Source organism: Streptomyces sp. NPDC002795 (assembly GCF_042888725.1).
In the GTDB taxonomy this organism is placed as follows: Bacteria; Actinomycetota; Actinomycetes; order Streptomycetales; family Streptomycetaceae; genus Streptomyces.
This window is the reverse complement of the sequence record NZ_JBIAQB010000009.1, coordinates 81,905-105,629: the sequence shown is the minus strand read 5'-3', so window position 1 is coordinate 105,629 and position 23,725 is coordinate 81,905. Positions and strand designations below refer to the sequence as shown.

Below are 23,725 nucleotides of genomic sequence, written 5' to 3'. Positions count from 1 at the left end.
GGACCTCACCCATGCAGGCCGCGCCCGTCCGCGCCACCGCCATCCCGACCGTCACCGACGCCCTGCGCGCCGTGGAGTCGCTGCTCATGAGCAGCGGCCAGCGCACCGCACGCCGCAACGCCTGGACCTCGGTCCTGGAGGACCGCCGCCGCGCCAAGGACCGGTTCGAGGCGCAGCGCGTCCTGGAGGCCGCCGCCTCGCGGGGCTGAGCGAACCCGGACCAGGTGCGGGTTCTGCCCGCCTCCCCGGCCACGTAGACTTCAGGACATGGCGAGGAAGGAAACTGCAGCGGACGCTGCTAACACCGGGCGGCTCAAGCAGATCGCTCAGACCTACAAGATGACTCGCAAGGTCGATCCGAAGATCGGTCTTGTACTCGCGGCTGTGGGAATCGTCACCTTCGGTGTCTTCCTCGCGATCGGCTTCTTGCTCGGTCACCCCATCTATCTCGGAATTCTCGGCCTCCTGCTCGCTTTCCTCGCGATGGCGATCATCTTCGGGCGCCGGGCCGAGAAGGCGGCCTTCGGGCAGATGGAGGGACAGCCCGGCGCGGCCGCGGCAGTGCTCGACAACATCGGCCGTGGCTGGACGACGACTCCTGCGGTCTCCATGAACCGCAGCCAGGACGTCGTGCACCGCGCGGTCGGCAAGGCCGGCATCGTGCTCGTCGCGGAGGGCAACCCGAACCGGGTGAAGTCGCTCCTCGCGGCCGAGAAGAAGAAGATGGCCCGCATCGTCTCCGACGTCCCGGTCCACGACTTCGTGGTGGGCACGAGCCAGGGACCGGAGGGAACGGTTCCGCTGAAGAAGCTCCGCACGACGATGCTCAAGCTGCCGCGCGTGCTGACCGGTCCCCAGGTGACCGCGACCAACGACCGGCTGAAGGCAATGGGCGACCTCATGTCGAACATGCCGCTGCCGAAGGGTCCGATGCCCAAGGGGATGAAGATGCCCAAGGGTGGCGGCGGCCGGACCCGCTGACACGCTCCGCTGCTTCTACGTGAACGAGGCGGGCCGGAACCTGATGGTTCCGGCCCGCCTCTCCTACGTTCCCGCGGCTCCCCGCGCCCCTAGATGCGGACCTGCACCGCCTTCGCGACGCGGTCGTGCAGGCCGCGGCCGTCGCGGTCCCAGATCAGCGCCGGGATGGCGACGCACAGCAGCACCGAGCGGGCGAGGACCCGGCCGATACCGACGCGGCCGCCGGCCTCGGAGACGACCCGCAGACCGAAGAGCCGCTTTCCGGGCGTGCAGCCGATGGTGCCGACCGTGAGCACGCTCAGTACGAAGAAGATGAGCAGCGCCCAGTTCCCCGTCGCCTGGTTGTAGCCGTCCGTGACCAGGCCGTATGCGATCAGCATGCACAGCGCCCAGTCGACGACGAGGGCTCCGATGCGGCGGCCGGGGCGCGCGATGGAGCCGGGTCCGTGCTCGGGCAGACCGAGCTGTTCACCGCGGTAGCCGAAGTCGGCGCCCGCCTGTTCCATGGCCTCACGAGGCCCGGACAGCCACGATCCCATTGCTTCCCTGTTGTCCACGCGTCAACGGTACTGCGCCGCTCTCCTGATGCGGCTCTGACCCCCGCTCCGGTTAACTTGGGCGAAACAAATGGGTCATGCTTGAGAAATCACGCCTGCATATCGTCAGGCCCCAGCGTGTGCCACCGCACCGGTCGCGCGATCGAGCTGCCAAGAGCTGCAACCCCGCCCCTCCCTGGGTGGGAGTAGGAGGAGTTGGATGTTCCAGAACGCCGATGACGCCAAGAAATTCATCGCGGACGAGGACGTCAAGTTCGTCGACGTTCGCTTCTGCGACCTGCCGGGTGTGATGCAGCACTTCACGGTGCCGGCCGAGGCGTTCGACCCCACGGAGGAGCTGGCCTTCGACGGCTCGTCGATCCGCGGCTTCCAGGCCATCCACGAGTCCGACATGGCGCTGCGCGCGGACCTGACCACCGCCCGCGTGGACCCCTTCCGCCGTGACAAGACGCTGAACGTCAACTTCTTCATCCACGACCCGATCACGGGCGAGCAGTACAGCCGTGACCCGCGCAACGTGGCGAAGAAGGCCGAGGCCTACCTGGCCTCCACCGGCATCGCCGACACCGCGTTCTTCGGCCCCGAGGCCGAGTTCTACGTCTTCGACTCGGTGCGCTTCGAGACGACGGCCAACCGCTCGATCTACGAGATCGACTCCGAGGCGGGCGCCTGGAACACCGGCGCCGTCGAGAACAACCGCGGTTACAAGGTGCGCTACAAGGGCGGCTACTTCCCGACCCCGCCGGTCGACCACTTCGCCGACCTGCGCGCCGAGATCTCGCTGGAGCTCGACCGCCAGGGCATGAAGGTCGAGCGCCAGCACCACGAGGTGGGCACGGCCGGCCAGGCGGAGATCAACTACAAGTTCAACACGCTGCTCGCCGCGGCCGACGACCTGATGCTCTTCAAGTACATCGTGAAGAACGTCGCCTGGCGCAACGGCAAGACCGCGACCTTCATGCCGAAGCCGATCTTCGGTGACAACGGCTCGGGCATGCACGTCCACCAGTCCCTGTGGGCCGGTGGCGAGCCCCTCTTCTACGACGAGCAGGGCTACGCGGGCCTCTCGGACACCGCCCGCTACTACATCGGCGGCATCCTCAAGCACGCCCCGTCGCTGCTCGCCTTCACGAACCCGACCGTGAACTCGTACCACCGCCTGGTCCCGGGCTTCGAGGCGCCGGTCAACATGGTGTACTCGCAGCGCAACCGCTCCGCCGCGATGCGCATCCCGATCACGGGCTCGAACCCGAAGGCCAAGCGCGTCGAGTTCCGCGCGCCCGACCCGTCCTCGAACCCGTACCTCGCCTTCTCGGCGCTGCTCATGGCGGGCCTCGACGGCGTCAAGAACAAGATCGAGCCGGCCGAGCCGATCGACAAGGACCTGTACGAGCTGGCTCCTGAGGAGCACGCCAACGTCCAGCAGGTCCCGACCTCGCTCCCCGCGGTCCTCGACGCCCTTGAGGCGGACCACGAGTACCTCCTGGCCGGCGGCGTCTTCACGGCCGACCTGATCGAGACGTGGATCGACTACAAGCGCACGAACGAGATCGCCCCGATCCAGCTGCGCCCGCACCCGCACGAGTTCGAGCTCTACTTCGACCTCTAAGCCGTCCCGTAACTCCGGACGCGCTCGGCGCCGAGGGCCCGGTCTCCCCCACCAGGGAGGCCGGGCCCTCGGCCGTGTCAGGGGTGTGTGAACCTCGCCAGGCGAAAACCGGGCAAGCGCCTTAAACTCGGGCAAGTCGCACACGCTGACAAGCCTCGGAGGAGTGCCGTCATGAGCAATCTGTTCGTCGTCGCCTATAACGACCTCGCCACCGCCAACCAGGTCCGCGAACGGCTCCTGCAGATGTCGAAGGAGCACCTCGTCGAGCTCGAGGACATCGTCGTCGTCGAGCGCCGGGAGTCCGACGGGAAGATCAAGCTGAACCAGGCCGTGAACCACACCACGACGGGCGCCACGGGTGGTGCGCTGTGGGGCGGTGTCATCGGCATGCTGTTCCTCGTGCCGTTCCTGGGGGCCGCCGTGGGCGCCGCCGCGGGTGCCGCGGGCGGGGCCGTCACGGACACCGGGATCAACGACAACTTCATGAAGGAACTCAGCCAGAACCTGCGGCCCGGCGCCGCCGCGCTGTTCGTCCTCGTCAAGCAGGCCGCCAAGGACAAGGTCGTGCCCGAGATCGCCACGTACGGCGGTCAGCTCGTGCAGACCTCGCTGAGCAACGACGAGGAGGAGGTGCTGCGCGGGATCCTGGAGGACGCGCAGGCCAAGGCTCAGGCGTCGGCGTAGCCGCCGGTCACTGGGCCTGACGGGCTCACTGGGCGAGGAGTTCGAGCAGCTGGCCCTCGGTGACCTCACGGGCCACGTCGGCCAGCTTGCGCTGGTGGGAGCGCGCGTAGCCGCGCAGTCCCGCGAAGGCCTCGTCCAGTGACAGTCCGTGGCGGGCGGCGAGGATGCCCTTGGCCTGCTCCACGACGACCCGGCTGGACAGCGCGTGCTCCAACTGGCCCGTGAGGACCTGGCTTTCGTTCAGCTCACGCTGCAGGGTGAGCGTGTGCCCCGCGACGTCGGCGAAGCTCCGGACCAGGGCGAGGGCCTCCTCGTCCAGCGGCTTCCCGGGGGCGGAGAACAGCACCAGCGCACCGATCTCCCCGTCCCTGCCGTGCAGCGGCAGGGCGGTGACCCGGCCGAAGCCGAGGGCCCTGGCGCGCGCGGACCAGCGCGGCCAGCGCAGCTGGGCGGGGCGCGCCGTCACATCGACGTCCACGAGGGCGCAGCCCGTCGTACGGGCGTCGTGGCCCGCGCCCTCCTCCCAGCGGGCGGCGTCGGCCGCGAGGGAGCCGAGGGAGGGATCGGTGCCGTCGGTGAGGGCCGGCGAGCGGCCGCCGGGCACGTACCCCACCTTTGCCCCGCGCGCGTGGAACAGCCGCCTGCCCCCTTCGGCGAGGGTGGCCAGCAAGGTCTGTGTATTCATGGGGTCGCGGGCGGCTCCGCCGGTCAACTCGGCGAATACCGCGGCGACTTCCTGCTCTCGCAGTGTCACGGTGCTGACCTCTCAGCCGAGTCGGAGTCGTCCCTGGACGATATCCTGAGCGATCTCGCCGAGGGGACGGCTGTCCGCGAAGGCGCGCACTTTGACCAGTTCCAGTGCATCCGGTATGCGGCAGCCGAGCTGGACGGCCACCATACCCGCGGCCTGGTGGACCTCGGCGCGGTAGTCGATGCCTCCGAACAAACCGGGTACCGCGTCCGTGCCGAGGAAAACGTTGCCGGTCAGGGAATCGGCGACCTGAGTGACGGTCGTGGTGGACGCGGCGTCCGCGCGCACGCCGAACGCGGCCAGGGCGCCGATGCAGCTGTCGGCGGACCGCAGGGGCACGGCGAGGACACCGCCGATTCCAAGCCCCTCGGCGGCGGCACCGTAGCCGGGCCAGCGGTCCGTCAGCACGGGCCCCGAGGCGGCGACCGCGCAGCGGTCCCGCACCGCGTCGCGCGCCGGGCCCTCGCCGAGGATGTACTCCAGGTCCTGCGCGGCGCGCGCGTGCTCGTCGGACGCGGCGGTCGCGATCTGGTTCCGGTCGATGTCGACGAGGGTGACGGCGGCGCTGTCGGCCCCGCAGGCCTCCGCGACCCCCGTCATGAACAGCGGGGGCCGCCCTCCCGTGTCCGCCCAGCGGGCGGCGCGGCGGGCATGGGATTCGAGGAGCTGCGCGGCCACCTCGTGCCGCTTCGCGCTCGTCCGGTGGATGTGCGCCAGGCGGACATGCAGGTCGCCGCCGCCCTCCCGGGCAAAGCGCTCGCACTCGCGCACGAGGTCCAGCGTGCGGTCCGCGCGCTCACGAGCGCGGGCCGCTCGCTGCCAGACGGCCGCCGCCAGCTCCACCGAGCTCCCCCCGAGGGTCATGCCCTTCAGCGTACGCCCGGGGAGCGGATCAGGAGGCTCCGTTGCCCCGGCCGCCCTCCTCCATCAGCAGCACGACGCCACCGCGGTGCCCGTCGAAGGGGCTGCAGTGCACAGTGCAGTTGATGCTGCGGCCGAGGCGGTTGACGGAGGCGATCACCACGGGGTCGGCGCGCTTGCGGGACCTGACGCACTCCTCCACGCCCTCCCGCAGCGGCTGCGTGGGCAGCCCGAGGTCGAGGCCGAAGAAGGGCTTGTCGGCCGTCTCGTCCTGGCGCAGCCCCCACAGGTCGCTCGCGCCCCGGTTCCAGCTCTTGACCTTGAGGTCCTTGTCGAGGACGACGATGGCGGCCGCGATGGAGGTGAGCACCCCCTCCAGGAAGGCGCGGGTCTCGTCGAGCTCGTCGCTGCGGATCCGCATCTCCTCGTTCATCGTCTCCAGTTCCTCGTTGCCGGACTGGAGTTCCTCGTTGGTCGTCTCCAACTCCTCGTTCGTGGACTGGAGTTCCTCGTTGGTCGTCTCCAGCTCCTCGATGGAGGACTGGAGTTCCTCGTTCGTGGTCTCCAACTCCTCGTTCGTGGACTGGAGTTCCTCGTAGGCGGTCTCCAGGTCCTCGCGTACCTGCTTGACCTCGGCCTTGAGCTGGGTGGCCACGGTGACGTCGGTGAACGTGATGTGGGTGGCCGCCGCCATTCCGCCGGCGCCGACCAGCGGCTGGACGACGATGTCGAAGAACTGGATGTCCTCGCCGACCCGGCGCTCCGCGCCGTTCACCCGCAGCGTGCGGCGCTCATGCGTGGTCTGTTCGATGAGTGAGCGCAGCTCGACGGGCCGGTAGGAGATCTCGAGGTCCCGGAAGGGGCGGCCGATGTCGTTCGTGGTGAGGGCGAACTGCGTGCGCGCGTGGTTGTTGATGAGGACGACGGCGCCCTCGGCGTCCACGGCGATGGCGGCGCCGGGCGAGGCGTCGAGGATCAGGTCGCGCAATTGGCGGTTGCGGGCCATGTGCTGCATCTCCCCGCCCAGGTTCGCGCGCAGCTTCACCGGCGTGGGCTGGTAGGGGGCCGCGGACTCGCCCGCGCGGCGGCGGAAGACGCGCTGGCGCATGTTCACGACGTCGAAGCGCTCGGCGTCGTTGAGCAGCATCTCGGCCTTGCCGAGGAACAGGAACCCGCCCTCGCGCAGCGCGAAGTGGAACCGGTCGATGATCTGGGTCTGCGCCTCGACGTTGAAGTACATCAGCGCGTTGCGGCAGACGAGCAGGTCGAGGCGGGAGATGGGGGCGTCGCGGGTGATGTCGTGGCGGCCGAAGATGACGCGGCGGCGCAGGTCGGAGCGGAAGAGATAGCGGGCCCCGTTCTGCTCGAAGTACTTCTCGCGCAGGGTGTCGGAGAGCGGTTCCAGGGACTTGGCCGGGTAGAGGCCGGAGCGGGCGTCGCGCAGGGCCTCGTCGTCGACGTCGGTGCCGTAGATCTTGACGCGGTTGACGGCCTCCTCGACGCCGAGGGCCTCGGCGAACATGATGGCCAGCGAGTACGCCTCCTCGCCGCTGGAGCAGCCCGCGCTCCACACCCTGATCTCGTCCTCCGGGCCGTGCTCGGACAGGACCTCGGGGATCACCTCCCGTTGCAGGTACGTCCAGGCGTCCGCGTCGCGGAAGACGGAGGTGACGTTGATCAGGATGGTGTTGAAGAGGGCGCTGAATTCGTCGGCGTTCGTCTCCAGCTGGTCGCGGTAGTCGGCGTACGAGTCGATGCCGACGTCGCTCATCCGCTTGCGGATTCGGCGTCCCAGGGACGAGCGCTTGTAGCCGGTGAAGTCGAAGCCGCGAGAGTCCCGCAGGAAGCCGAGCAGCTCCTCCAGCTCCTCGTCCGTCTCCGCGTCGCGCTGTGCCTCGCTCATCGCTGTCCTACCTACTGCTTCTTGGTGTCGACCAGTCCGCGGATCACCGTGGGGATTTCATTCAGCGGCAGCACGAAGTCCACTGTGCCCGTACCCACCGCCGCCTCCGGCATGCCCCGGAACTCCGCGGTGTGCGGATCCTGGGCGATCACGGTACCGCCGCGGGACTTCACGGCGTCGACACCCATGGTCCCGTCGCTGCCCGTGCCGGTCAGGACGACGGCGATGGCGCGGCGTCCGTAGGCGCCCGCGACGGACTCGAAGAGCAGGTCGGCGGAGGGGCGCAGGAAGTGGACCAGTTCGCTCTGGGAGAGGCCGAGGCTGCCGTCCGGCCGCACGAGGAGATGGCGGTCGGGCGGCGCGATGTAGACGGTGCCGGGCAGGGCCGGCTCGCCCTCTTCGGCGAGTTTGACGTGCAGGACGGCGCGGCGGTCGAGGATGTCGGCGAGGACGGTGCGGTGGCGCGGGTCCAGGTGCTGGACGACGAGGACGGGCACGGGCAGGTCGGCTTCGAGCCCGCCGAGGACGGTGACAAGGGCATGGAGGCCGCCCGCGGACGCGGCGACGGCCACGACGCCGAAGCTGTCGTCCGGACGGTCGGCACTGATCGGTGACGGCACAGCATCGACCCTAGGCGCCCGGCGGGTCCGCGGCTACGGGTGCGTGGCGGCCGGCGGTCAATGGCGCAGGGCGCGGGAGACCTCGGCGGTGATGTCACCGTCGAGAGAGTGGGTGCTGCGGGCGGTGGCGTCCTTGGAGCCACCGCCCTTCACGTCGTTCACCTTGAGCACGACGGTGTCCACCAGCTTGCCGTCGCCGTTCTTGAAGTCGACCTCGACGACGTACGACTGGGTGTCCGACGCGCCGTTGCTGACGGTCACCGGGACCGTGCTGCGATCGCCGTCGGAGTTCACGTCGCCGAGCTTCACGTCTCCCTTGGCGTCGACGCCGTCCTTGAAGTCGTCGAACTTCTTCTGCGCCTCCGCGGTCGCCGACGCCACCACGTCCGAGGCCCTGGACGCGGCCTTCGACGCGGCGCCGGAGGGGCCGTCGCCGTCCTCGGAGCAGCCGGCCGCCGCCACGGTCAGGGCCGCCGCGCACAGGGCCGCGCCCACCGCTCGTACGCCTCGGGCACCTCGTCGTACGTCCGCCACTGCCGACACCTCCGCTCGACCATCACAGCTGGTCGCCCCAGTCAACGGTGGGCGGGGGCGGGACGCATGCCAAGGAGGCCGAACAGGTGACCTACGCGGCGGGGCCGGGCTGCGGGCAGGATGTGCCGCATGACCACGAAGAGCACAGGGACGGTGCGGCACATCGGCGACGACGAGCGACGCGTGCGGCTGGCCCGCGCGCACCGCCTCGCCCCCTCGGTACGCGCCGGCCGCGCCGAGGACGTCGCGCGTTCGCTCGTGGCGCTGCACGGCACGGATCCGGCGACCGTGTACCTGGCGGTGGGGGCGCGGCTCGCGGATGCCTCCGGGACGGTCGCGGACGTCGAGCGGGCGCTGTACGAGGACCGGACGCTGGTGCGGATGCACGGGATGCGGCACACGGTGTTCACGTTCCCTTCCGGGCTCGCGGCGACGGTGCACGCGTCGACCGGGCTCGCGGTGGCGGCGAAGGCGCGGGCGGGGCTGCTCAAGGACATGGTGGGCGGGAGCGACGGGCGCCTCACTCCTCAGTGGCTGGCGGAGGTGGAGGCGTCGGCGCTGGCCGCCCTTGAGCGGCGCGGGGAGGCGACGGTGACCGAACTCGTGGCGGACGAGCCGCGGTTGCGGGAGCAGTTCACGTACGGCAGGGGCAAGAGTTACGAGGCCGCGCACACGGTGTCGTCGCGGCTCATGCGGGTGCTCGGGGTGGAGGGGCGGGTCGTACGGGGCCGGCCGCTCGGCTCGTGGACCTCGACGCGGTTCCGGTGGGCGGTCGCGCCGCCGCATCCGGAGCTGCCGGTCGCCGATGCGCAGGCGGAGCTGCTCGGGCTGTGGCTGGGGGCGTGCGGGCCCGCCACGGAGGGGGACCTCAAGTGGTGGACGGGCTGGAAGGTCACGGACGTACGCAGGGCGCTCGCCGCGGTGGGGGCGGTGGCGGTGTCGCTGGACGGCGGTGGCACGGGGTACGTGTCGGCGGACCAAGTGGACGCGCCGGAGGGCGACTTGGAGCCGTGGGCGGCGCTGCTTCCCGGCCTTGACCCTACGTCGATGGGCTGGCAGGAGCGTGACTGGTACTGCCCGCCGGAGCTGCGCCCGGCGCTCTTCGACGGGAGCGGGAACATCGGGCCCACGGTGTGGTGGGGCGGGCGGATCGTGGGCGGCTGGTCGCAGGGGGCGGGTGGCGAGGTGGTGTGGCGGTTGCTTGACACCTCGGGTGGGCGCGATGCGGAGCGGGCGGTTTCCGCGGAGGCGGATCGCCTCCGGGCGTGGTTGGGGGCGACCCGGGTCACGCCGCGGTTTCGTACGCCGTTGGAGAAGGAGTTGAGCACAGCAAGCCCCTGCGGCGATTGAGCAGCGGGGTCCGGGGCGGAGCCCCGTGGCGTAGGGAACGCCCCGGACGCCGGGAGCGACGAGTTATCGGCTATACCGCATCAGCGCCCGCACCATGTGGCACGTCGTGTCGGACGGCGGATGGATCCCGACCTTGTCGGCCGTGGCGCGGATCTTGTGGTTGTGGGCCTGGGTGGGGAGGTAGACGCCGGAGTCGAGCAGGGCTATCGCCAGGCGCATGGCCTTCAGGCGGCGGTTGTGGGTGATGTACCAGTCGCGCGGGCGCCCCGCGGGGAGCGGCCTCTTCGCGAGTGGCGTATACGGCAGATCGATCAGCATCGGAGCGGCGGCAGCGGGCACAGGCATCCTCCTGTCGCGAGTCGTCCGAGAGCCCCCGTAGCCCTCGAACACTGCTTCTATTCTACGGCAGGGCACTGACAAAAGCCGCTGGCCAGAGGCGACTTGAGGGCGTCGCACGGCTTCACTCGCGTACCGTTGCCCCCATGGAGATCTGGATCAACCCGGCCTGTTCGAAGTGCCGCAGCGCGCTCAGCCTGCTCGACGCGGAGGGCGCCGACTACACGGTGCGCCGCTACCTGGAGGACGTGCCCTCCCCCGACGAGATCCGCGCCGTGCTCGGCCGGCTCGGCCTCGAACCGTGGGACATCACCCGCACCCAGGAGGCCGACGCGAAGGCGCTCGGCCTGAAGGACTGGGCGCGCGACGCGGACAGCCGCGAGCAGTGGATCGAGGCGCTCTCCGCCCACCCGAAGCTGATCCAGCGCCCGATCATCACGGCCGACGACGGCACGGCGGTCGTGGGCCGCAGCGAGGAGTCGGTACGCGAGGCACTCAGGTAACACGGGGTTCACAAACGGGCAACGGCCGGGAAACCCCCTGGTGACACGCTCCCGGAAGTTCGAGACCCGCGTGAATGAGGATGTGGCCCCCGTGACCTTCAAGGCTGAGTACATCTGGATCGACGGCACCCAGCCGACGGCCAAGCTCCGTTCGAAGACGAAGATAATCGCGGGCTCCCCGCAGGGCCTGGAGACGCTTCCCGTCTGGGGCTTCGACGGGTCCTCCACCAACCAGGCCGAGGGGCACGCCTCCGACCTCGCGCTGCGCCCTGTCGCCCAGTACCCGGACCCGATCCGCGGCGGCGACGACATCCTCGTCATGTGCGAGGTCCTGAACATCGACATGACGCCGCACTACTCCAACACGCGTGCCGCGCTCGCCGAGGTCGAGGAGCGGTTCGGCTCCCAGGAGCCGATCTTCGGCATCGAGCAGGAGTACACCTTCTTCGAGGGCGAGCGCCCGCTCGGCTTCCCGGTCGGCGGCTTCCCCGCCGCGCAGGGCGGCTACTACTGCGGCGTCGGCGCGGACGAGATCTTCGGCCGTGACATCGTCGAGAAGCACCTTGAGCACTGCCTGACCGCCGGTCTCGCCATCTCCGGCATCAACGCCGAGGTCATGCCGGGGCAGTGGGAGTTCCAGGTCGGCCCCGTGGCTCCGCTGGAGGTCTCCGACCAGCTGTGGATCGCCCGCTGGCTGCTCTACCGCACCGCCGAGGACTTCAACGTCTCCGCGACCCTCGACCCGAAGCCGGTCAAGGGCGACTGGAACGGCGCGGGCGCGCACACCAACTTCTCCACGAAGGCGATGCGCGAGGGCTACGACGCGATCATCACCGCGTGCGAGTCGCTCGGCGAGGGCTCCAAGCCGCTCGACCACGTGAAGAACTACGGCGCCGGCATCGACGACCGCCTCACCGGTCTGCACGAGACCGCCCCGTGGGACGAGTACAAGTACGGCGTCTCCGACCGCGGCGCCTCGGTCCGCATCCCCTGGCAGGTCGAGCGGGACCGCAAGGGCTACATCGAGGACCGCCGTCCGAACGCCAACGTCGACCCGTACGTCGTGACGCGACTGCTCGTCGACACCTGCTGCGCCGCCCTGGAGAAGGCCGGCCAGGTCTGAGGGCGCCGGCCGGGTCCTGATCCGGCCATCCGCTTCGGGAGGGTGTCCACATTGTGTGGGCGCCCTCTCGTCCGCGTGACTCATCTGTTTCAATGAGAGGCATGGCCAGTCTCTGTCGGAACAGCAGCTCGTGGGGTCGCTCCCACGACCTCGAGCCGTTCTGGCCGTCCCGACAGCACCACGATTTCGACCGTGTGTGTCGCAGCGTGAGGAACGCGCGGGCCCTCTAAAGCCGTTGGCACGACCATCACGGCCTTCGGTCCGCGCGCACGACGTACGTCCTTCTCCCCGACGTCTCCTCGCGCGAAAGAGTTGAATCCCCATGGCTCCTGCCCTGCTGACCGACCCGCTCATCTCCGTCGACACCGCCTGCCGCACGGTGCACGTCGCGGGCCGCCAACTCGACCTCACCTACCTGGAGTTCGAGCTGCTCGCCCATCTCGTCGGGCACCCGCACCGCGTGCACACCCGCGACACCCTCGTCCACACCGTGTGGGGATACGGGCATGTGGGCGACGGCCGCACCGTCGACGTCCATGTCGCCCGCCTGCGGCGGAAGCTGGGCGCCGAGTACCGGGACACCATCCGTACGGTGCGCCGCGTCGGCTACAAGTACACGCCACCCACCGGCAGTTGAGGTGAATTCCGGGGGCCGATTGAACAGGGTCGGCCCCCGTTGCGTACGTAGTCCCATGGGACGCACCTCACGGAAACGGCGCTCATCGCTGGCGACGCGCATGACCATCGCGTCGGCCGCACTGCTCCTGGGCGGAGGTGGGCTGGTCGCGGTCAACGTATACGCGTCGGCCCACGAGGACTCCGCCGGCGGGCAGGACGCGGGCAGCGGGACGCAACAGACACAGCAGACGCAACAAGTGGCCACCATCGACTGTCCGGACGTCGGCACACAGCTGTCCGACGTACCGGGCGGCGCCCGCGACGAGGTCGACGGTGAACTCGCCACCCTGGACACCCAGATCACACAGGCCTACCAGCGGCTCGCCTCGACGCGGGATGCGGCAGCCCGGGACCCGCAGTTCGTGCGGAACAGCATCATGGATCCGCTGAAGAAGAAACGCGGCGCCGTCCTTGAGCGCATCCGCCTGGAGATGGAGCGCCGCGGCGGACAGGCCCCGGGCGGCATGAACGACATGGCCGAGTGCACGGCCCAGCCGAAGGAGGGCGAACAGCAGCCACCGGACGGGCAGGGCGACGGCTCGGACCAGGGCGACGGCGGCGACGGCGGCGGCGACGGCGACGGCGACCAGCAGCAGGGCAACGGCGGGCAGGCGGGCAACGGGCCCGTCGCCGCCGACTTCGCCGACATCACCAAGGTCCAGCCGAACGTCCAGAAGCCCCAGAACGGCGACAACGCCTCGACCGGCAGCTTCACCACCCGCTGCGGAGTGAACGACAACAAGAAGTTCAACACCGACAACCTCATCGCGGCGCCCGGCGTGTCCAACGGCGCGCACCACCTGCACGACTACGTGGGCAACCAGGACAACGACGCCTTCTCCAGCAACGACGACCTGGCGAACGCCGACACCAGCTGCCAGAACCAGGGCGACAAGTCGACGTACTACTGGCCGGTGCTGCGCGTGCAGGACGGCTCGGAGGACTTCGACGCCGACAAGGACGGCGGCGGCAAGGAAGGCAACGTCGGCACGATCCTTCAGGCCCAGAAGGCGAGCATCAAGTTCGTCGGGAGCCCGCAGGGCGAGGTCACCGCGATGCCGAGGTTCCTGCGCATCATCACCGGCGACGCCAAGGCGTTCACCAACGGCACGGCGAACGCGAACGCGCACTGGAGCTGCACCGGCTTCGAGGACCGTCAGCTGACGGACAAGTACCCGCTGTGCCCCGACGGCTCGAAGGTGGTGCGCAGCTTCGCGTTCCAGAGCTGCTGGGACGGGCAGAACATCGACAGCGCCAACCATCGCACACACGTGGCATTCGCCGACCAGGCCGGCAACTGCCCGCAGAATTTCAAGGCCATCCCGCAGCTGAAGATGCGCCTGGTGTACGACGTGCAGACGCCGACGATCGAGGACGGGCAGGTGAAGAACCCGTTCGCGTTGGACGGCTTCCCCGAGCAGCTGCACAAGCCGATCACGGATCATGACGACTTCATCAACGTCTTCGACGACCAGACCATGCGGACGGTCGTGGACTGCATCAACAAGGGCGATCGCTGCGACTGAGCGATCGCCCCACCCCGGCCGCTGCGCGGCCGGCTCAGCGGCGACCCTCGTACCCGGAGAGCCGCCCCGCCTCGTGACCCCCACCACCACTGCTCCCCGTGTGGTGCGAGGCGGGCTTCTCCAGGGTCCCGCCGAGCCGGCCGCGCAGCTTCGTGAGCTGTGCGGCGCCGCCGACCGCGATCCACTTGGGTCCGACGAGGTAGACGCCGCCGTAGTCGTTGGCCTCGTCGAACCACTGGGCCTGGCCCTTGTCGGTGCTGAAGGTGGCGAGGATGTAACGCCCCTTCCCCGCACCGCAGTTGGCCTGCCGGATCTCGGCGGCGTCGGTCTGGATGTCGGGGCGGCAGCCCGCCTCCTCAGCGAGGTGTTCCAGGCTTCCGGAGGCCGTACGGGGGATCTTCGGCGTGTCGTCCTCCGGGGCCCCGCCGGAGCCGCCCGAGCCGCATCCGGTCGCGGCCGGGGCCGCGAGCAGCACGGCCGCCGCCACCAGTATTTTCCTCATTGCGCTCTCCTGTCCCGTACGTTCCGTTGCTACCGTGCGCCGCACCAACCGCGACGCAAGGGGGGTACACGTATGTCCGCACCATCGCGACGCACTGTTCTCGGCACGACGGCCGCCGTCGGCCTCGGCACGGCCCTGGGGGCCGGCGCCCCGGCCGCTCAGGCGGCTCAGGCAGCTCCGCGGTCGATCGGCGCGAGGGAGGTGCCCGTTCTTGATACGGCTGAGGCCCGCGCGGCACTCAACCGTCAACTGCCGCATCACGCGGACCAGTTCAGACTCAGACTGCTGACCGCGAGCGGCACGGAGGACCGTTTCCGGGTGACCGGGACGCAGGGCCGCATCACGGTGTACGGGACGACCCCGGCGACGCTGCTCGCCGGGGTCCACTGTTTCCTGAAGTACGAGTGCGGGGCGCACATCGCCTGGAACGGCTCCCAGCTGGACCTGCCGGACCGCCTCCCGGCCCCCTCGAAAACGCTGGAGCGCAGCACCCCGCTCCCCCACCGCTTCGCGCTCAACGACACCAACGACGGCTATACGGCGCCCTTCGCCGACTGGTCGTACTGGGAGCGCGAGATCGACATCCTGGCGCTGCACGGCTGCAACGAGGTGCTGGTCATCGCGGGCATGGAGGCCGTCTACCACCGCGTACTGAAGGACTTCGGCTACAGCGACGAGGAGGCGCGGTCCTGGCTGCCCGCCCCGTCCCACCAGCCGTGGTGGCTCCTGCAGAACCTCTCCTCGTACGGAGGGCCGCTGTCGCCCGAACTGATCGGGCGGCGCGCCGAGTTGGGGAGAAGAATCGTCGACCGGCTGCGTGCGCTCGGCATGAGACCCGTCATGCCCGGCTACTACGGGCACGTGCCGAAGGAGTTCGTGGAGCGGGCCGGCGGGGACGCGCACGTCGTGCCGCAGGGCGTGTGGCACGGCTTCGAGCGCCCCGACTGGCTCGACCCGCGCACCACGGCCTTCGCGCGGGTGGCCGAGTCGTTCTACAAGCACCAGAAGGACCTGTTCGGCGAGATCGGCGCCTTCAAGATGGACCTGCTGCACGAGGGCGGCACGGCCGGTGACGTGCCGGTCCCGGCCGCGGCGCGCGGCGTGGAGGCGGCGCTCCAGAAGAACCGTCCTGGGGCGACGTGGGTCATCCTCGGCTGGGAGGCGAACCCGCTGCCCGAGCTGATCGACGCGATCGACAAGAAGAAGATGCTGATCGTGGACGGGGTGTCCGACCGGTTCACCTCCGTCACGGACCGCGAGAAGGACTGGGGCGGCACCCCGTACGCGTTCGGGACCATCCCCAACTTCGGCGGGCGGACGACGATCGGGGCCCGCGCGCACATCTGGGAGCAGAAGTTCTTCGCCTGGCGCGACAAGCCGGACAGCGCGCTGGCCGGTACGGCGTACATGCCGGAGGCCACCGACCGGGACCCGGCGGCGTTCGAGCTGTGGTCCGAACTCGCGTGGATGGACACGAAGGTGGACCGGGCGGCCTGGTTCGCCTCGTACGCCGACTTCCGCTACGGGCGCCGCGACAAGGACGCCCGCGCCGCCTGGCAGGCGCTGCACGAGACGGCGTACCAGCACAAGGCGGCCGAGCGCTCGGACCCGCACGACTCGCTCTTCGCGGCCCGCCCCGACCTGTCCGCCGACCGCGCCGCCTACTACGGGCCGCGCGCCCTCTCCTACGACCCCGGCCGCTTCGACGCGGCGCTCGCCGGACTCCTGGGCGTCGACGGGAAGTCGAGGGGCAGCGCGGCCTACAAGTACGACCTCGTGGACGTGGCGCGCCAGGCCCTCGCGCACCGCAGCCGCCAGCTCCTGCCGCAGCTGAAGTCGGCCTACGCCGACAAGGACCGGGCCGCTTTCAAGGCGCTGTCGACGCTGTGGCTGAAGCTGATGCGGCTCTCGGACGACGTGACGGGCACCCACGGGGCGTTCCTGCTCGGCCCGTGGATCCGGGACGCCCGCAACCTCGCCACGAGCGACGCCGAGCGCGCCGAGTTCGAGCGCTGCGCGAAGGCGCTGATCACGGTGTGGGGCGACCGGGCCACGTCCGATCCGGGCAACCTCCACGAGTACGGCAACCGTGACTGGCACGGCCTGATCGCCGACTTCTACCTGCCGCGCTGGCAGAAGTGGCTCGACGAGCTGTCCGACGCGCTGGCCGCGGGCCGGGAGCCCGCGAAGGTCGACTGGTTCGCGTTCGAGGAGCCCTGGACGCGTGAGCGCAAGGACTACCCGCTGCGGGCGTACGGCGACCCGTACCGGACGGCCTCGAAGGTCCGCGACGTCCTCGCGCGCGCCCCGTACCAGGGCTCGGTGGCGGTCACCGCCGAGCCGCCCGCCTTCCCGCCGGGCGGGCACGCGCGCGTGACGGCCACGTTCCGCAATGTCAACGGGCTGCGCGCGACGGGCCGTGTCGACTTCGAACTCAAGGGGATCACCGCCGAGCCGGAGGGCGCCACATCACTGCCGCGCGTGCAGGCGGCCGGGGAAGGCACGGTGGCCTGGCAGGCGAGCGCGCCCGGCACCCCGCTCGACAAGCCGCTGCGCCCACTGCCGTACACGATCGACGTCCAGTACGGTCCGGCCGGCGAGCGGCGGGTCACCTACGTCCACAGGGGCACGCTGTTCGAGGCCGGGCCGTTGGCCGACGTCTGGCGGACGTACAGCAACAACGGGGCGGTCTTCGGGCAGCTCGACGAGCGGTTCGCGATCGACGGCGGCGGCGCGGACCTGTGGAAGGGCACCACGGAGTTCGGCGCGATGTACCGCGCGAACGCGTTCCGGGACGGTTCGGTGGCGGTGGTGCGGGTGGACGCGCAGGCGGTGACGGGCCCGTGGGCGCGCGCCGGGATCATGGTGAGCAACTCCATCGGCGGCTCGGGGTCCGCGGGCTTCGCGAACCTGTCGGTCACGCCCGCCAACGGCGTCGTCCTCTCCTACGACAGCAACGGGGACGGCACCCTCGACACGTACAAGCGGATCACCGGGATCAAGGCGCCGGTGCTGCTGCGGCTGTCCCGGGCCGGCGACTCGTACACCGGGGAGTGCTCGACGGACGACGGCGCGACGTGGCGGACCGTCGCGACCGTGCCGTCGCCGAGGCTCGCCTCCGCGCAGGGCGTGGGCCTGTTCATGAGCGCGACGAACGGCGGGAACGGGACGCGGGGCACGGTGGAGTTCAGCGGGTGGAAGCTGAGCTGATCCGGTACCCGCAACTCCGGTGACACCGGGGCGCCGCTGTGTGAGAGTGCCCCGGTGAGCACCGAGAGCAGTGACTGGGAAGAGCGGACCGCGGCCGCGTGGGCGACCATCGACGACTATGCCGAGGCCGACGCGGGCGCCTTCCGCGCGCTCATCGACGGACTCGCGGCGGAGCTGCCCGCCGACAGCCCCGTCGCCCCGTTCGAGCGTGCCTGCGCCTTCGACTCGACCGGCCACTCCGACAAGGCGGCCCCGCTGTACCGGGAGGCGCTGCGGCTCGGCCTGAGCGGCTACCGGGCCCGTCGTACGAAGATTCAACTGGCCAGCTCACTGCGGAACATGGGGCGCCCGGAGGAGGGCGTCGCGCTGCTCGAACCGGAATTGACCGCTCCTGGCGACGAGTTGGACGACGCGGTGCGGGCCTGCCTGGCCCTCTGCCTGTCGAGTCTCGGCCGTGACAGGGAGGGGCTCGCCCTGGTGCTCGGCGCGCTGGCGCCCCATCTGCCCCGATACCAGCGGTCCATGGCCAATTACGCGAAGGCGCTGGCCGTGTCCGAATAGGCCCGTGCGGGGCCCGTGCGGAGAGTGACGGCTGTGACCATCCCACGATTCGCTCGTTCAGCTGAACGTGCAGTCAAAGGTGCAGCAGCAATCCACGCCCCCGTCCGCAGCGCCGGCCGCCGTCATCGACGTCGAGCAGGCCGAGGCCGCCCTGGTCGAGCACTATCCACGACTGGTCCGGCTCGCCTATCTCGTGCTACCGCCGGGCCTCGGCCGCAACCGCCGTGTGCTGACCGCCCACTCGGTGGTCCAGCGGGCGCTCCCCCGCGGCCGCACCGCGGACGCGCCCGCGCCGGTCCCGGCCCAGCGCGACTCGGCGGGCCGCACCGGCGACCCGGGCTTCGCCTACGTACGCCTGAAGGTGCTGCGCAGCGCCCTGGAGGCGGGGCTTCCGCTGCGGCGCGCGGCCTGGCCCAAGCGGGCGCAGCTGCCGCCGCTGCTGCCGCAGGTGTGGGGTCTTCGGCTGTTCCCGAAGTCGGGCGGCGCCGATGAACTCACCCTGGACCAGCAGCTTTCCGCGCTGAGCGGACCGGCGCGCGCCGCGTACGTGCTGCGCGGCCTGGAGCGCCTCGACGACGCCGCCGTCCGCGCGGTCCTCACCGATGCGGGCTGCACGCAGGAGGACGCGGCCGCGGCCCTCGCCGAGGCGCGCGGCCTGGCGGCCGACGCCGGGTCCTGCACGGAGCTCTTGGAGTCCCCCGAGTTCGACCCGTGCTCCCTGCACGCGCGGCCCACCGACCTGATGCGCCGCCGCCAGCACCTGAAGGCGGCGATCGCGGCGGTCGCGGCGACCCTCGTGTGCGGCGCGCTGCTCGGTCTTCCGGGCGAGGGCTGGGCGCCGGACGGCGCGGCGGCCCCGCCGTACGCGAAGAACCCGGCGGGCCAGGCCGCCCTGAATCCGGCCGAGCTGCGGAAGGTCGCGCCGGACACGTGGAAGACGTCGGCCCGCACCGACTTCTCGGTGTGGCCCGCGCGCGGCTCGCTCACCGGGGACAAGGATCTGCTGCGGAGGGCGCTCGCCGTGTGGGCGCGGCCCGGCGGCTCCGTGAAGGTCTCGGCGACACCGGGCACCCCGGCGGGCGCGCCGCCCGGACCGCCGCAGCTGCTGTACGCGGGCGAGCTCGACCAGGCCCGCGTCGTGCTGCTCTACGACGGGTTGCGCATCGTGCGCTACGCCGAGCCGAGGAGCGGCACGAGCGGCGCCGCGCTCGACTTCGCGCGGGTCGACGGTGCGGCGGACGCGCAGTCGAGCGCCGTGGTGATGGACCGGGCCGACGGCAACGTCCGCTATCTGACAGCCCCTTGGGTGGCCAAGGCGGCCACCCGCGACCTCCTGAAGCCGTCGGCGGGGGCGCGGGCGCTGTCGCGTACGAAGGACGGAGTGACGGCGCCGTTCCCGAGCCCGGCGCTCGCGACGACCTGCACGTCCTGGAACGCGCTCGCGCTGACCGACTCGACCGGCACCCGGCTCACCACCGACCTCGGCGAGCTCGTTCCCGCGCACCTCACGTCCGGCAGCCCCGCCGCGCCCCGCGAGGCGCGGCCCGCGGACTGGGCGACGACCGCGTGCTCGCTCACGGCGGCGCGCTCGCACGGGGTGCGCTCCGTCAACTCCTGGGCGTACGCCCGCCAGTCGCTGCCCGAGGCGAACGGGACGGCGGAGTGGTGGTGCACGCGGGCCGACACGTGGCGGGGTGACGGGCCGCGGTCCCTCGCGCTGTTCCGGGCGCCGGGGGCGGATGCGGCGGTCGTCGCGGCGAAGTCGCAGTCGTCACCGGCGTGTGGCTCGCGTCGGCCGCAGGTGTTGGCGGGTGTGCGGTGGAAGTCGCGGGAGGGGGCGTGGTACCTGGTTGCCGCGGGCAGCGAGGGGGTGAATTCGGTGACCGCCTCTGGGCGGTCGGCTGAGGGGAATGTGCTGGCGGTTCGGGTTGCGCGGGACGCGGAGGTTTCGCTGTCCGGTCGGACGGCCCAGGGCGCCAAGATTCGGCCCCTGAAGTGAGCCCGGTCGCGGGGCTCCGCCCCGGGACTTGGAAGGCAAAAGTGGTGCACGGGGGGTGTTCTGTTTGCCTACCCGTCAGTACATTGACGCCATGTCTAATACGCGCGTCCCGTTGAAGGCACGCCAGGTGTCCTTCGCCTGGGACAGGACACCCCTGCACTGGTTGCCGGACGACCCGTTCAGCACGCACACCATCAACGTCCTGCACCTGCTGCTGCCGGCAGGCGAACGCTGGTTCGTGCACGTCTACAAGCAGGTGCTGCCGTACATCACGGACGAGCGGCTGCGCGAGGACGTGATCGGGTTCATCGGCCAGGAGGCCATGCACTCGCAGGCGCACGACGAGGTGTTGCCGCATCTGCGGGAGCAGGGCCTGGACCCGACGCCGTACACCGCCCAACTCGACTGGTTCTTCGAGAAGTTGCTGGGCGACAAGACACTGCCGCCGGGCAAGGCGCGGCAGTGGTGGCTGATGGAGCGGGTCGCGCTGATCGCGGCGATCGAGCACTACACGGCGTTCCTCGGCAACTGGGTGCTGAACGCCGAGGAACTGGACCGGCGCGGCGCCGACCCGACGATGCTGGACCTGCTGCGCTGGCACGGCGCGGAGGAGGTCGAGCACCGGGCGGTGGCCTTCGAGTTGTTCGAGCACCTCGACGGCAGCTACCGGCGCCGGGTGCGCACCTGGGCCACCGCCTTCACCGCGCTCGTCTTCTTCTGGCAGCGCGGCGCGCGGTTCTTCATGGAGAACGACCCGACGCTGCTCGACGGCAAGGCCACCTGGAAGGACTTCTACCGGAGCGGCAAGCGGGGCGTGCTGCCGACGTCCGGAGCCATGGCGCGGTCCATCCCCCGCTATCTGAGCCGGAGTTACCACCCCGACCAGGAGGGCGACACCGAGCAGGCCGTCGCCTATCTCGCCTCGTCACCCGCGGCCATCGCCGCCGAAGCCCGTACGGGAGCCGCCCGATGAACGTCCGTACGCTGCGCAAGGCCGTGGTCGTCGCCGGCGCCGCGTACGTCGTGCGGCGCGCGATGCGGCGGCGTGTGCAGGGCTCGCCCCTGTGGCCGCTGCCCGCGCTGGAGGAGCCGACGTCGGGGCGGCCGCGGGCCCGCGCGCTGAACCTGCTCGTCACGCGGCACGAGCAGACCGCCGATGGGGTGGTGCAACTCCGCCTGGAGGGGCGCGACTTGCCTGCCTGGCGGCCGGGCGCCCACCTCGATCTCGTACTCCCCTCGGGGCTCATACGGCAGTACTCGCTGTGCGGCGACCCCGAGGACACGTCGTCGTACACCGTCGCCACGCGGCTCATCCCGGCGGAAGAGGGCGGGCGCGGCGGGTCGCGCGAGGTGCACGAGCAGGTGCGGGAGGGCATGGAGGTCGAGGTGCGCGGGCCGCGCAACCGCTTCCCGCTCGACGGGGAGGCGCCCGCGTACGTGTTCGTCGCGGGCGGCATCGGTGTGACACCGATCTTGCCCATGCTGCGGGAGGCCGCGGCGCGGGGCGCCGACTGGAAGCTGCTGTACGGGGGCAGGTCGCGGGCCTCGATGCCGTTCGTGGAGGACGTGGAGAAGCTGGGCGGCGGGGCCGCGGGCCGTGTCACGGTCGTGGCGGAGGACGAGGACGGACGGCCCGACCTCGCCGCCGCGCTCGCGGACACCGTGCCCGGTACGGCCGTGTACTGCTGCGGGCCCGAGGGTCTGCTGGCGGCCGTGGAGGCGGTTCTGCCCGAGCACTGCACTCTGCACAGCGAACGGTTCACGCCACGCAATTCGGCGGAGGGCAACGGCCCGTTCGAGGTCGAGCTGCGACGCAGCGGCAGGATCGTGGACGTACCCGCCGACACGACGGTGCTCGCGGCGGTGCGTTCCGAGGTGCCCTCGATCGCGTACTCCTGCGAGCAGGGGTTCTGCGGAACGTGCCAACAGCGCGTCCTGGAAGGGGAGATCGAGCATCGCGACGAGTTGCTCACGGATGCGGAGCGCGCCGAGTCGATGCTGATCTGTGTTTCGCGGGCCCGGGGCGGGCGTCTGGTTCTCGACCTTTAGCCAAGCCGTGCGGGGGCGGCGCGCGGGGGCCGGTTGGCAGGCCGGATTCGCTCGGTAGAGTGTTCGGCATGACTACCGGGGTGCGGCGCAGGATGGGAGTCGAGGAGCGGCGGCGGCAGTTGATCGGGGTCGCGCTCGACCTGTTCAGCCACCGATCCCCCGACGAGGTCTCCATCGACGAGATAGCGGCCGCCGCGGGCATCTCGCGGCCGCTGGTCTACCACTACTTCCCGGGCAAACTCAGCCTGTACGAGGCCGCGTTGAGGCGGGCGGCGCAGGATCTGGCGGGGCGGTTCGAGGAGCCGCAGGAGGGGCCGCTCGGGGCGCGGCTGCTGCGGGTGATGGGCCGGTTCTTCGACTTCGTGGACGAGCACGGGCCGGGTTTCTCGGCGCTGATGCGGGGTGGCCCGGCGGTGGGCTCGTCGGCGACGAACGCGTTGATCGACTCCGTCCGGCAGGCGGCGTACGTCCAGATCCTCGCGCATCTGGGGGTGGCGGCGCCCTCCGCCCGACTCGAACTCGTCGTCCGCACCTGGATCTCGCTCGCCGAGTCGACGGCGTTGATCTGGTTGGACGGGCGTCGTATCCCCCGGGCGGAGCTCCAGCTCCAGCTCGTCCACGACTTCGCGGCGCTCGCCGCGGTGAGCGCGGCGTACGACGAGGAGACGGCGGCCCTCCTTCGCCACCTCCTCACGGACGAACCGGCGGACGGCCCCTTCGCGACCCTGATCACCCGCCTCGCAGCACTGGCTCCGCCCCCCGGCGTCCCCGCCGCAGCGGGCTGAGCCCCCATTCACGGACCCGCCGCACCGGGGCGCCGCCTTGCCCACCCTGCCGCCCAAGGCGGCAGATTGCCCAAGGCGACTGCGTCCCCCCGCGAGGCCGACGCCCCCGGAGGGGGCGGGTGGTGGGAGATAGCCGGCGGCGAACGGCTGCCTACGGGCAGGCGGGCCACACCAATCCCCTGCGGGTGGGTGGGCACATCTAGCCCCTGCGGGTGGGCGGGCACATCAAACGCCTGCGGACGGGCGGGCATTTCACGCCCCTACGGGCAGGCGGGCACATCAAGCCCCGCTCTTGGACGAGAGCCAGCGGGGCCCGGGGCGGAGCCCCGCCTTTCCAGCCCCGCCGACGAGCGAGGCGCAGGGTCCGATCTTCTCTTCCAGCCCCGCCGGCGATTGAGGCGCGGGGTCCGGGGCAGAGCCCCGATCCTTCCAGCCCGCACGACAAGCAAGGCACAGAGGCCGACCTTCCAAGCCCCGCCAGCACTTGAGACGCGAGGTCCGGGGCAAAGCCCCGATCCTTCCAGCCCGCACGACAAGCAAGGCACAGAGGCCGACCTTCCAAGCCCCGCCAGCACTTGAGACGCGAGGTCCGGGGCAAAGCCC

At 70.9% G+C, this 23,725-nt stretch carries 22 protein-coding genes and 1 pseudogene; 15 read left to right on the top strand and 8 right to left on the bottom strand.

The window, feature by feature from the left end; all coding sequences use genetic code 11:
• Positions 1 to 11 precede the first annotated feature (11 nt).
• Both ACFYWS_RS26715 and ACFYWS_RS26710 read left to right on the top strand, forming a co-directional pair.
• On the top strand, positions 12 to 209 hold the full coding sequence (locus ACFYWS_RS26715; protein ID WP_389280656.1) for a hypothetical protein: 198 nt from the start codon (positions 12 to 14) through the stop codon (positions 207 to 209).
• A gap of 58 nt (positions 210 to 267) precedes the next feature.
• On the top strand, positions 268 to 981 hold the full coding sequence (locus tag ACFYWS_RS26710; protein WP_389280655.1) for a DUF4191 domain-containing protein: 714 nt from the start codon (positions 268 to 270) through the stop codon (positions 979 to 981).
• A gap of 89 nt (positions 982 to 1,070) precedes the next feature.
• On the opposite strand, the gene ACFYWS_RS26705 is transcribed toward ACFYWS_RS26710, so the two are convergent.
• Positions 1,071 to 1,538 (bottom strand): RDD family protein, encoded by a 468-nt coding sequence (locus ACFYWS_RS26705; protein ID WP_389280654.1) that lies wholly within the window; start codon positions 1,536 to 1,538, stop codon positions 1,071 to 1,073.
• Between the two features lie 199 nt (positions 1,539 to 1,737).
• Between ACFYWS_RS26705 and glnA the strand changes: the two genes are divergently transcribed.
• On the top strand, positions 1,738 to 3,147 hold the full coding sequence (glnA, locus tag ACFYWS_RS26700; RefSeq protein WP_389280653.1) for a type I glutamate--ammonia ligase: 1,410 nt from the start codon (positions 1,738 to 1,740) through the stop codon (positions 3,145 to 3,147).
• Positions 3,148 to 3,318: 171 nt separating this feature from the next.
• Positions 3,319 to 3,831 (top strand): DUF1269 domain-containing protein, encoded by a 513-nt coding sequence (locus tag ACFYWS_RS26695; protein ID WP_389280652.1) that lies wholly within the window; start codon positions 3,319 to 3,321, stop codon positions 3,829 to 3,831.
• A gap of 25 nt (positions 3,832 to 3,856) precedes the next feature.
• On the opposite strand, the gene ACFYWS_RS26690 is transcribed toward ACFYWS_RS26695, so the two are convergent.
• The 5 genes from ACFYWS_RS26690 to ACFYWS_RS26670 are packed head-to-tail and all read right to left on the bottom strand — an operon-like array spanning position 3,857 to position 8,500.
• Positions 3,857 to 4,585: an ANTAR domain-containing protein gene (locus ACFYWS_RS26690; protein ID WP_389280651.1), complete on the bottom strand. Its 729-nt coding sequence runs from the start codon at positions 4,583 to 4,585 to the stop codon at positions 3,857 to 3,859.
• Between the two features lie 12 nt (positions 4,586 to 4,597).
• On the bottom strand, positions 4,598 to 5,446 hold the full coding sequence (locus ACFYWS_RS26685; RefSeq protein WP_389280650.1) for a GAF and ANTAR domain-containing protein: 849 nt from the start codon (positions 5,444 to 5,446) through the stop codon (positions 4,598 to 4,600).
• A 28-nt stretch (positions 5,447 to 5,474) separates the two neighbouring features.
• Complete coding sequence (locus ACFYWS_RS26680; protein WP_389280649.1) at positions 5,475 to 7,346, bottom strand: CheR family methyltransferase; 1,872 nt, start codon at positions 7,344 to 7,346, stop codon at positions 5,475 to 5,477.
• 11 nt (positions 7,347 to 7,357) lie between these two features.
• The gene (locus ACFYWS_RS26675; RefSeq protein ID WP_389280648.1) at positions 7,358 to 7,966 is read right to left on the bottom strand and encodes a chemotaxis protein CheB; all 609 of its coding nucleotides are present in this window, start codon (positions 7,964 to 7,966) and stop codon (positions 7,358 to 7,360) included.
• Positions 7,967 to 8,023: 57 nt separating this feature from the next.
• Complete coding sequence (locus ACFYWS_RS26670; RefSeq protein WP_389280647.1) at positions 8,024 to 8,500, bottom strand: hypothetical protein; 477 nt, start codon at positions 8,498 to 8,500, stop codon at positions 8,024 to 8,026.
• A 129-nt stretch (positions 8,501 to 8,629) separates the two neighbouring features.
• Between ACFYWS_RS26670 and ACFYWS_RS26665 the strand changes: the two genes are divergently transcribed.
• Positions 8,630 to 9,850 (top strand): winged helix DNA-binding domain-containing protein, encoded by a 1,221-nt coding sequence (locus tag ACFYWS_RS26665; protein WP_389280646.1) that lies wholly within the window; start codon positions 8,630 to 8,632, stop codon positions 9,848 to 9,850.
• Between the two features lie 63 nt (positions 9,851 to 9,913).
• On the opposite strand, the gene ACFYWS_RS26660 is transcribed toward ACFYWS_RS26665, so the two are convergent.
• Positions 9,914 to 10,195: a hypothetical protein gene (locus tag ACFYWS_RS26660; RefSeq protein WP_389280645.1), complete on the bottom strand. Its 282-nt coding sequence runs from the start codon at positions 10,193 to 10,195 to the stop codon at positions 9,914 to 9,916.
• A 137-nt stretch (positions 10,196 to 10,332) separates the two neighbouring features.
• Between ACFYWS_RS26660 and ACFYWS_RS26655 the strand changes: the two genes are divergently transcribed.
• The 4 genes and pseudogenes from ACFYWS_RS26655 to ACFYWS_RS26640 all read left to right on the top strand — a co-directional run bounded on the left by ACFYWS_RS26655 (position 10,333) and on the right by ACFYWS_RS26640 (position 14,016).
• Complete coding sequence (locus ACFYWS_RS26655) at positions 10,333 to 10,689, top strand: arsenate reductase family protein (RefSeq protein WP_389280644.1); 357 nt, start codon at positions 10,333 to 10,335, stop codon at positions 10,687 to 10,689.
• 91 nt (positions 10,690 to 10,780) lie between these two features.
• Entirely contained in the window at positions 10,781 to 11,812 is a 1,032-nt protein-coding gene (gene glnII / locus ACFYWS_RS26650) for a glutamine synthetase (RefSeq protein ID WP_389280643.1), read from the top strand.
• Between the two features lie 343 nt (positions 11,813 to 12,155).
• Positions 12,156 to 12,449: pseudogene (locus ACFYWS_RS26645) on the top strand (winged helix-turn-helix domain-containing protein); the annotation flags it as partial.
• Positions 12,450 to 12,504: 55 nt separating this feature from the next.
• Positions 12,505 to 14,016 (top strand): DUF1996 domain-containing protein, encoded by a 1,512-nt coding sequence (locus ACFYWS_RS26640; protein ID WP_389280642.1) that lies wholly within the window; start codon positions 12,505 to 12,507, stop codon positions 14,014 to 14,016.
• A gap of 34 nt (positions 14,017 to 14,050) precedes the next feature.
• Here ACFYWS_RS26640 and ACFYWS_RS26635 read toward each other — a convergent pair whose 3' ends face one another.
• The gene (locus ACFYWS_RS26635; protein ID WP_389280641.1) at positions 14,051 to 14,518 is read right to left on the bottom strand and encodes a hypothetical protein; all 468 of its coding nucleotides are present in this window, start codon (positions 14,516 to 14,518) and stop codon (positions 14,051 to 14,053) included.
• 72 nt (positions 14,519 to 14,590) lie between these two features.
• On the opposite strand from ACFYWS_RS26635, the gene ACFYWS_RS26630 reads away from it, so the two are divergent.
• From ACFYWS_RS26630 to ACFYWS_RS26605, 6 genes are all read left to right on the top strand, one after another.
• The gene (locus ACFYWS_RS26630) at positions 14,591 to 17,728 is read left to right on the top strand and encodes an alpha-N-acetylglucosaminidase (protein ID WP_389280640.1); all 3,138 of its coding nucleotides are present in this window, start codon (positions 14,591 to 14,593) and stop codon (positions 17,726 to 17,728) included.
• 36 nt (positions 17,729 to 17,764) lie between these two features.
• Complete coding sequence (locus ACFYWS_RS26625; RefSeq protein WP_389281049.1) at positions 17,765 to 18,289, top strand: tetratricopeptide repeat protein; 525 nt, start codon at positions 17,765 to 17,767, stop codon at positions 18,287 to 18,289.
• A 79-nt stretch (positions 18,290 to 18,368) separates the two neighbouring features.
• Positions 18,369 to 20,288, top strand: coding sequence for a hypothetical protein (locus ACFYWS_RS26620; protein WP_389280639.1), 1,920 nt, complete (start codon positions 18,369 to 18,371; stop codon positions 20,286 to 20,288).
• 91 nt (positions 20,289 to 20,379) lie between these two features.
• Positions 20,380 to 21,261, top strand: coding sequence for a metal-dependent hydrolase (locus ACFYWS_RS26615; protein WP_389280638.1), 882 nt, complete (start codon positions 20,380 to 20,382; stop codon positions 21,259 to 21,261).
• Positions 21,258 to 22,337 carry a PDR/VanB family oxidoreductase gene (locus tag ACFYWS_RS26610; RefSeq protein ID WP_389280637.1) on the top strand — a complete coding sequence of 360 codons (1,080 nt, stop codon included), beginning with the start codon at positions 21,258 to 21,260 and terminating at the stop codon, positions 22,335 to 22,337. Before ACFYWS_RS26615 ends, ACFYWS_RS26610 begins: the two co-directional genes overlap by 4 nt.
• A 68-nt stretch (positions 22,338 to 22,405) precedes the next feature.
• Positions 22,406 to 23,122: a TetR/AcrR family transcriptional regulator gene (locus ACFYWS_RS26605; protein WP_389280636.1), complete on the top strand. Its 717-nt coding sequence runs from the start codon at positions 22,406 to 22,408 to the stop codon at positions 23,120 to 23,122.
• Positions 23,123 to 23,725 lie beyond the last annotated feature (603 nt).

Excerpts from the sequence above, each read along its gene's own strand:
- ACFYWS_RS26715 (WP_389280656.1), top strand. The coding sequence starts at position 12 with ATGCAGGCCGCGCCCGTCCGCGCCACCGCCATCCCGACCGTCACCGAC.
- ACFYWS_RS26710 (WP_389280655.1), top strand. The coding sequence starts at position 268 with ATGGCGAGGAAGGAAACTGCAGCGGACGCTGCTAACACCGGGCGGCTC.
- glnA (WP_389280653.1), top strand. The coding sequence starts at position 1,738 with ATGTTCCAGAACGCCGATGACGCCAAGAAATTCATCGCGGACGAGGAC.
- ACFYWS_RS26695 (WP_389280652.1), top strand. The coding sequence starts at position 3,319 with ATGAGCAATCTGTTCGTCGTCGCCTATAACGACCTCGCCACCGCCAAC.
- ACFYWS_RS26685 (WP_389280650.1), bottom strand. The coding sequence starts at position 5,446 with ATGACCCTCGGGGGGAGCTCGGTGGAGCTGGCGGCGGCCGTCTGGCAG.
- ACFYWS_RS26680 (WP_389280649.1), bottom strand. The coding sequence starts at position 7,346 with ATGAGCGAGGCACAGCGCGACGCGGAGACGGACGAGGAGCTGGAGGAG.
- ACFYWS_RS26665 (WP_389280646.1), top strand. The coding sequence starts at position 8,630 with ATGACCACGAAGAGCACAGGGACGGTGCGGCACATCGGCGACGACGAG.
- ACFYWS_RS26660 (WP_389280645.1), bottom strand. The coding sequence starts at position 10,195 with ATGCCTGTGCCCGCTGCCGCCGCTCCGATGCTGATCGATCTGCCGTAT.
- ACFYWS_RS26655 (WP_389280644.1), top strand. The coding sequence starts at position 10,333 with ATGGAGATCTGGATCAACCCGGCCTGTTCGAAGTGCCGCAGCGCGCTC.
- ACFYWS_RS26640 (WP_389280642.1), top strand. The coding sequence starts at position 12,505 with ATGGGACGCACCTCACGGAAACGGCGCTCATCGCTGGCGACGCGCATG.
- ACFYWS_RS26635 (WP_389280641.1), bottom strand. The coding sequence starts at position 14,518 with ATGAGGAAAATACTGGTGGCGGCGGCCGTGCTGCTCGCGGCCCCGGCC.
- ACFYWS_RS26630 (WP_389280640.1), top strand. The coding sequence starts at position 14,591 with ATGTCCGCACCATCGCGACGCACTGTTCTCGGCACGACGGCCGCCGTC.
- ACFYWS_RS26615 (WP_389280638.1), top strand. The coding sequence starts at position 20,380 with ATGTCTAATACGCGCGTCCCGTTGAAGGCACGCCAGGTGTCCTTCGCC.
- ACFYWS_RS26610 (WP_389280637.1), top strand. The coding sequence starts at position 21,258 with ATGAACGTCCGTACGCTGCGCAAGGCCGTGGTCGTCGCCGGCGCCGCG.
- ACFYWS_RS26605 (WP_389280636.1), top strand. The coding sequence starts at position 22,406 with ATGACTACCGGGGTGCGGCGCAGGATGGGAGTCGAGGAGCGGCGGCGG.